General features: G+C 74.7%; 7 protein-coding genes. 2 read left to right on the plus strand and 5 right to left on the minus strand.

Features of this window, described 5'->3' with window-relative positions; genetic code table 11:
• Positions 1–111: 111 nt before the first annotated feature.
• Together AOJ26_RS16070 and AOJ26_RS16075 are read right to left on the minus strand one after the other, a co-directional pair.
• Entirely contained in the window at positions 112–678 is a 567-nt protein-coding gene (locus AOJ26_RS16070; protein WP_053848970.1) for a hypothetical protein, read from the minus strand.
• Between the two features lie 22 nt (positions 679–700).
• Positions 701–1252 (minus strand): GNAT family N-acetyltransferase, encoded by a 552-nt coding sequence (locus AOJ26_RS16075; RefSeq protein WP_053848971.1) that lies wholly within the window; start codon positions 1250–1252, stop codon positions 701–703.
• Positions 1253–1282: 30 nt separating this feature from the next.
• On the opposite strand from AOJ26_RS16075, the gene AOJ26_RS16080 reads away from it, so the two are divergent.
• Positions 1283–2008 (plus strand): phosphotransferase, encoded by a 726-nt coding sequence (locus AOJ26_RS16080; protein WP_053848972.1) that lies wholly within the window; start codon positions 1283–1285, stop codon positions 2006–2008.
• A gap of 79 nt (positions 2009–2087) precedes the next feature.
• Here the strand turns inward: AOJ26_RS16080 and AOJ26_RS16085 are convergent, their stop codons facing one another.
• Complete coding sequence (locus tag AOJ26_RS16085; protein WP_053848973.1) at positions 2088–2528, minus strand: SPW repeat protein; 441 nt, start codon at positions 2526–2528, stop codon at positions 2088–2090.
• 312 nt (positions 2529–2840) lie between these two features.
• Between AOJ26_RS16085 and AOJ26_RS16090 the strand changes: the two genes are divergently transcribed.
• A complete protein-coding gene (locus AOJ26_RS16090; RefSeq protein ID WP_053848974.1) occupies positions 2841–3875 on the plus strand; it encodes a MerR family transcriptional regulator in 1035 nt (344 codons plus the stop codon).
• Between the two features lies 1 nt (position 3876).
• On the opposite strand, the gene AOJ26_RS16095 is transcribed toward AOJ26_RS16090, so the two are convergent.
• Entirely contained in the window at positions 3877–5250 is a 1374-nt protein-coding gene (locus AOJ26_RS16095; protein ID WP_053848975.1) for a cryptochrome/photolyase family protein, read from the minus strand.
• Positions 5251–5286: 36 nt separating this feature from the next.
• Positions 5287–5934 (minus strand): DUF2867 domain-containing protein (locus tag AOJ26_RS16100; RefSeq protein ID WP_143663630.1); only part of this gene is annotated, 648 nt, incomplete at its 5' end.

The following is a 5934-nucleotide window of genomic DNA, read 5'->3' on the forward strand; positions in this document are numbered from 1 at the left end:
ACCTGAAGCCTGCCGCCGAGCCCCGGCGCGCGCAACGGGATTAGCCGCTCACCGGCACCGAGGGCCCCATGCTCCAGACGTTGTTCGTCGTCGACGACATGGCACTGACCGTCAGCCGACCCGCTCCGGGACCCACCCGGTGGCGGCCGTCACCTCGGCCGCGATGCCGGTCACCGTGCGTCCGTCGGTCGCCACGCGCAGCGTGCCGGCGGGCGCACGCTCGTCCAGCATCCGCGCCTCGCGGGCGCTGCCGCGCAGCTCCTGCTCCGGTTCGGAGCCGAGTTCCCGTCCGGACAGCCGCCGTTCGGCCGTCTCGTCGGTCGCGGTGAGCAGGACCCGTACGATCCGGACGCCCTCGCCCATCGCCCGCCGGAACATGCCCGTCGACTCCTCCAGCACGCTCACGGTGTTCACGTGGACGAGACGCCGGCAGCCGAGTCCGGCACAGTTCCGCCACACGGCGGTCAGGTTGCGCTCGCCGATGGCGGCCCGGTGGGGATCGCCCTCGGGCGCCGGATGCACCTGCCCCATGAAGTCCCCGTCGATCACGGCGTGCGCGACCCGGACGGCCCGCAGTCGCGCCGAGACCTCCCAGCTCACGGTCGTCCTGCCGACCCCGGCGCGTCCCCCGACGAGCAGTACCTCGGCGTGCTCCGTACGACGAGAGTGGCACGCCATGTCCCCGGCGGGCCACGGGGTTTCAGGCGCGCAGCCGCCAGGTGCGCAGGACGACCTCGCGGCCCCGCGACACCCTGCGGACCGGCGGTTCGTCCGCGAGTTCGAAGGCACAGGACCGGGCGACCGCCTCGCTCGCCGTGTTGGCGGCGTCTATGCGCAGCACCACCCGGCGCGGCCGGATGTCCCGGACGGTGTACTCGGCGGCCAGCCGCACCGCCCGCGCGGCCAGCCCCTGCCCCCGGTGGGCGGGGCCGACGCCGTAGGCGAGCTCCACGTCCCGCTCGTCCGTACCGCTGAGGAACAGCAGCACCTCGCCCCGGGGGCGGACGCCGTCGGTGGTGACGGCCAGCTGGACCTTGCGCCCCTGCGCCCGCCCCTCCCGCGCCCCGGCGAGATAGGCGCGCGCCGCCTCCAGGTCGAACGGCGAGGCCACCGGGGTCCACCGGGCCATCTCCGGGTCGTCGTAGAGGGCGACCAGGTCGGCGAGGTCGGCGTCCGTCCACTCGCGCAGTTCGACGCCGTAGCCTTCGAGGCGCACCGGTGGGACGAGGGTGAGGGTCCGGTTCGTGTCCATGGGCCGATCCTGCCCCAGGGAGGGGGTCGGATGGAGGAGGAGGTGCTCGGCGGCGGCGCGGTCAACGAGGTCGTCCGCATCGGCGGGACCGTACGGCGCCGGCCGTTCCAACGGTCGGAGTACGTAAGGGAGTTGCTGGCCCTGTTCGAGAGCGCGGGCTGGCGGGGCGCGCCGCGGTTCCTCGGTGTCGACGAACGCGGCAGGGAGATCCTCGAGTACGTCGGGGGCGACGCCGCCGTGACCCCGGGCGAGCGGGCCGCGTCCCGCACCGACGAGGCCCTCGCGGAGGTCGCCCGGCTCGTCCGCGCCTTCCACGACCTGACCCACGGAACAGCGCTCGCCGGGGACCGGGACGTCGTCTGCCACAACGACCTCGCGCCGAAGAACACCGTGTACGCCGCCCGGCGGCCCGTCGCGTTCATCGACTGGGACCTGGCCGCCCCCGGCGAGCGGACGCACGACCTGGCCCATGTGTGCTGGCAGTACCTCGAACTGGGGCCGGGCGTCAGGGACGTACGGCGGACCGCCCGCCGTGTCCGGCTGATCTGCGACGCCTACGGCCTCGACGAGCGGGACGGGCTGCTCGACACGGTGCTGTGGTGGCAGGACCGGTGCTGGAGGGGCATCGAGGCGGGTGCGCTGCGGGGGGAGCCGGCCATGACCGGACTGCGCGAGAGGGGGGTCGTGGAGGAGGTGCGGGCCGCGCGGGAGTGGGTCGCGGAGCACCGGGACGCGCTCGGGGCGTTCCTGAAGTGACGCCGCCACGGGTGACGCGGGGGAGGGCCGGCCCATGTCCGGTGGGCCGGCCCCGCCGTCTTCCGTGCCGAGGGAACCGCTACGGCCTGGGGGCGCTCTTCGCCGCCGTGACGGTGCACATCAGCCCCAGGATCACCGCGAGGGCGCCGATGATGATGTTGTTCAGCGCCACACCGGTGTCGGGGCTGTCGCCGACGACCCAGGGAGCGATGATCATCCAGATGCCGACGGCGCAGAAGGCCCAGCTCAGGCCGTACATGCGGTCGGGGGTCTGGGTGAATCCGAGGGCCAGCAGACCGATCGCTATGCCCACGATCAGGTTGTGGGTCACGAGGGCGGGCTGGCTCGTCGTGTAGTGGAGTACCCAGGGGGACACGGCGCAGTACAGACCGAGCAGGAACACCGGTCCGTCCACGAGGGCCACATCGCGACCGCCGAGCATGCGGGCGTAGCGTTCCCGCATTTCAGGTGCGTCGGGGTGGCTGCTGATGTCACCTCTGGTGTGCGAGACGTTGGCCATGATCGTCTCCTTTGACTTACTGGCCTGACCCCGTCTGGTGCGGAGTGCGGTAAGCGCCGCCTGCACACATTCTGCGCTTATTTCCCCTTTATGTGTAGAGGTGGGCGGGCCCGCCCCCCGGGAGAGCGCCGACTCCCTCCGGGGGGCGGACGGTGAGCCGGGCACCTCGCGCGGCAGGCTCACGATCAACGCACCGGTGCTGCATCGAAAGCGCTGACGGGCCCGCGGTCCGCGCGGCCACCGTGCCGCCATGCTCCCGGTCCCGGACCAAGGTCATCAACTCGCATCGGTTCTGCGTCGTATAGTCGCTGCATGAGCGGCATACCGGACGGCGAGGAGTGGGGGGAGCGTCCGGAGCCGGCGTTCCCGGACATCGCGACGAGTCTCACCACCGGGGCCCTGGCCCGCCGGCTCGGGGTGTCGCCCACCACGCTGCGCTCCTGGGACCGCCGCTACGGCATCGGCCCAGCTGTCCGCACCGACGGCCGGCACCGCCGCTGGACCCCGCGGGACGTGGCCGTGCTGGAGTCGATGTGCCGGCTCACCTCCGCCGGGGTGCCGCCCGCCGAGGCGGCCCGCGCGGCGAAGGAGTCGGCGGCGCCGGGACCGGGCGGCGGCGCGGTCCCGCCGAGTGCGCCGGAACCCGAGATCCGCCCCCGCTCCCGGGCGGCCGGCTCCCTCCCCCTCGGCGATGTACGGCAGGAGTGCCGTGGTCTCGCCCGTGCCGCCGTCCGCCTCGACGCGCCCGCCGTGGAGGAGCAGTTGGCCGCGGCGGTCCGGACCCACGGGCTCGCCGTCGCCTGGCAGGAGGTGATGGTGCCGACGCTGCACGCGGTGGGACGCAAGTGGGCCTCCTCCGGGGACCGTTACGTCGAGGTCGAGCACCTGCTGTCCTGGCACATGTCCACCGCTCTGCGCCGCTGCACCCGCCCGCCGGCCCGGCAGGGCGACGCGCTCGGACCCGGGCCGGTCGTCCTGGCCTGCGTCCCGGGTGAGCAGCACACGCTGGCGCTGGAGGCGCTCAACGCCGGTCTGGGCGAACTGGGCCTGCCCACCAGGATGTTCGGGGCCGCCGTACCCGTGGAGGCACTGACCGCCGCCGTGGACCGGCTCGGCCCGGCGGCCGTCGTCCTGTGGGCGCAGGCCCGCTCCACGGCGAGCCTGCCGCTGGCCCGGCACATCGCAGGCGCCCAGTGGGGTGTGAAGGGCGCCCGCACCAGGCCCGTGGTGATGCTGGGTGGACCCGGCTGGCTCGGCCGCGCCGGCCAGGGAATGCTGCGGCCGACCACCTTCCGGGACGCCCTGGACACCCTGGCCCGGCTGTTCCCGGCCGAACCGCCCGGCTGAGTCAGTCGCGGCCGCGCGCCCGTTTGAAGCGGGCGAGTCCCGCGGACAGCTCCACGATCGGATCCGGGTAGTCCAGCGCGGCGCGCTCCGGGCCCCGCAGCTTCCACGGCTCGTGCACCACGGAGCCCGCCAGCCCGGCCAGTTCGGGCACCCAGCGGCGGACGTACCTGCCGTCGGGGTCGTACCGCTTGGCCTGGACGACCGGGTTGAGCACCCGGTTGGGCCGGGTGTCGGTGCCCGTGCCCGCCACCCACTGCCAGTTGAGCTGGTTGTTGGCGAGGTCCCCGTCCACCAGCAGGTCCAGGAAGTGCCGGGCGCCGATCCGCCAGTCCACGTACAGCGTCTTGGTGAGGAAGCTCGCGGTCAGCAGACGGCCGCGGTTGTGCATCCACCCCTCGTGGCGGAGCTGGCGCATCGCCGCGTCGACGATCGGGTAGCCGGTGCGGCCCTCCTTCCACGCCTCGATGTCCTCGCCCGCGGTCCGCTCGGAGCGCCAGCGGTCGTGCCGGGCGCGGTAGTCGGCGGTGGCCGCGGCCGGGCGGGCCGAGAGCACCTGCCGGTGGAAGTCGCGCCAGGCGAGCTGCCGTACGAAGGCCTCCGCGCCCGGGCCGGCCGTCCGGCGTGCCCGGTGGACGAGCTCGACGGGGGAGAGGGTGCCGAAGTGCAGGTGCGGGGAGAGCCGGGAGGTCGCGTCGCCGGCCAGGTCGTCGTGGCCGTCCCCGTACCCGGCCAGGCCGCTCCGCAGCCAGGCGGTGAACCGCTTGCGGCCCTCCGTCTCCCCGCCCGCGGCGAGTCCCTCCGACAGCCCGGACAGGACGTCGCGGGACGGCAGCGGCTCGGATCCGACGCCGTCCGGGACCCGCACGGTCCGCGGGGCCGCGAGCGGGTCCCGCAGCCGCTGCTCGGACCAGCGCCGGAAGTAGGGGGTGAAGACGGCGAAGTGGTCCGAGCCGGCCGGGACCACCCCGCCGGGGGCGACGGCCGTGGCCACCCCGTCGTGGACGTGCAGCCGCACCCCCTCGGCCTCCAGGACCCGCCGCAGCCGCTCCTCCCGCCGGTGGGCGTGCGCGCTGACGTCGGACGCCATGTGCACCTCGTCGGCGTCCGCCTCGGCGGCGACCTTGCGCACCTGGTCGACGAGGTCGCCGGAGCGCAGGACGAGCCGGCCGCCCCGCTCGCGCAGCCCGGCGTCGAGGTCGCGCAGGCAGTCGGCGAGGAACGCCAGCCGGTTGGGGGCGGCGAAGCCCGCGGCGTCCACGGCCCGGTCCCGCACGAACAGCGGGACGACCCGCTCGGTGCCGTCCAGGGCCGCCGCGAGCGACGGGTGGTCGTGCAGGCGCAGGTCGCAGGTGAACAGGACGACCGAGATGCTCATGGCGCGTACTCCGGGATGCGGGAAGGAGCCGGGAGGTCAGTGGGCGTGCGCGTGCTCAGGGGCGCGAGCCGCCCGAGCGGCCGCGGCGCGGGCGATGTTGCGGGCCATGCCGCCGAAGACGATCGCGTGGAAGGGCGAGACGCTCCACCAGTAGGCCTGGCCGAGCAGGCCGTGCGGATGGAACAGGGCGCGCTGCCGGTAGCGGGTGCGGCCGTCCTCGTCGGTCACCACGCCCATCTCCAGCCACGCCAGGCCCGGCAGCCGCATCTCCGCCCGCAGCCGCAGCAGCCGGCCCGGCTCGATCGCCTCCACCCGCCAGAAGTCCAGCGAGTCGCCGACCCGCAGCCGTGCCGCGTCCCGGCGGCCCCGGCGCAGCCCGACCCCGCCCACCAGCCGGTCCAGCCGGCCGCGCACCGCCCAGGCGAGCGGGAAGGAGTACCAGCCGTTCTCGCCGCCGATGCCCTCGACGACCCGCCACAGCGCCTCGGGCGACGCCTCGACCGGGAGTTCCCGATGGTCGCTGTAGAGGCTTCCGCCGGCCCAGTCCGGGTCCGTGGGCAGCGGATCGCTGGGGGCGCCGGGCACCGACGCCGACGACCACCGGGTGGTGACCCGCGCTTCCCGCACCCGTTGCAGGGCCAGTCGTACGGCCTCGTCGAAGCCGATCGGAGGGGTGGGCGGGCC

This window comes from Streptomyces sp. NRRL B-24085, assembly GCF_001282115.1.
Lineage (GTDB): Bacteria > Actinomycetota > Actinomycetes > Streptomycetales > Streptomycetaceae > Streptomyces.

Excerpts from the sequence above, each read along its gene's own strand:
- AOJ26_RS16070 (WP_053848970.1), bottom strand. The coding sequence starts at position 678 with ATGGCGTGCCACTCTCGTCGTACGGAGCACGCCGAGGTACTGCTCGTC.
- AOJ26_RS16075 (WP_053848971.1), bottom strand. The coding sequence starts at position 1,252 with ATGGACACGAACCGGACCCTCACCCTCGTCCCACCGGTGCGCCTCGAA.
- AOJ26_RS16080 (WP_053848972.1), top strand. The coding sequence starts at position 1,283 with ATGGAGGAGGAGGTGCTCGGCGGCGGCGCGGTCAACGAGGTCGTCCGC.
- AOJ26_RS16085 (WP_053848973.1), bottom strand. The coding sequence starts at position 2,528 with ATGGCCAACGTCTCGCACACCAGAGGTGACATCAGCAGCCACCCCGAC.
- AOJ26_RS16090 (WP_053848974.1), top strand. The coding sequence starts at position 2,841 with ATGAGCGGCATACCGGACGGCGAGGAGTGGGGGGAGCGTCCGGAGCCG.
- AOJ26_RS16095 (WP_053848975.1), bottom strand. The coding sequence starts at position 5,250 with ATGAGCATCTCGGTCGTCCTGTTCACCTGCGACCTGCGCCTGCACGAC.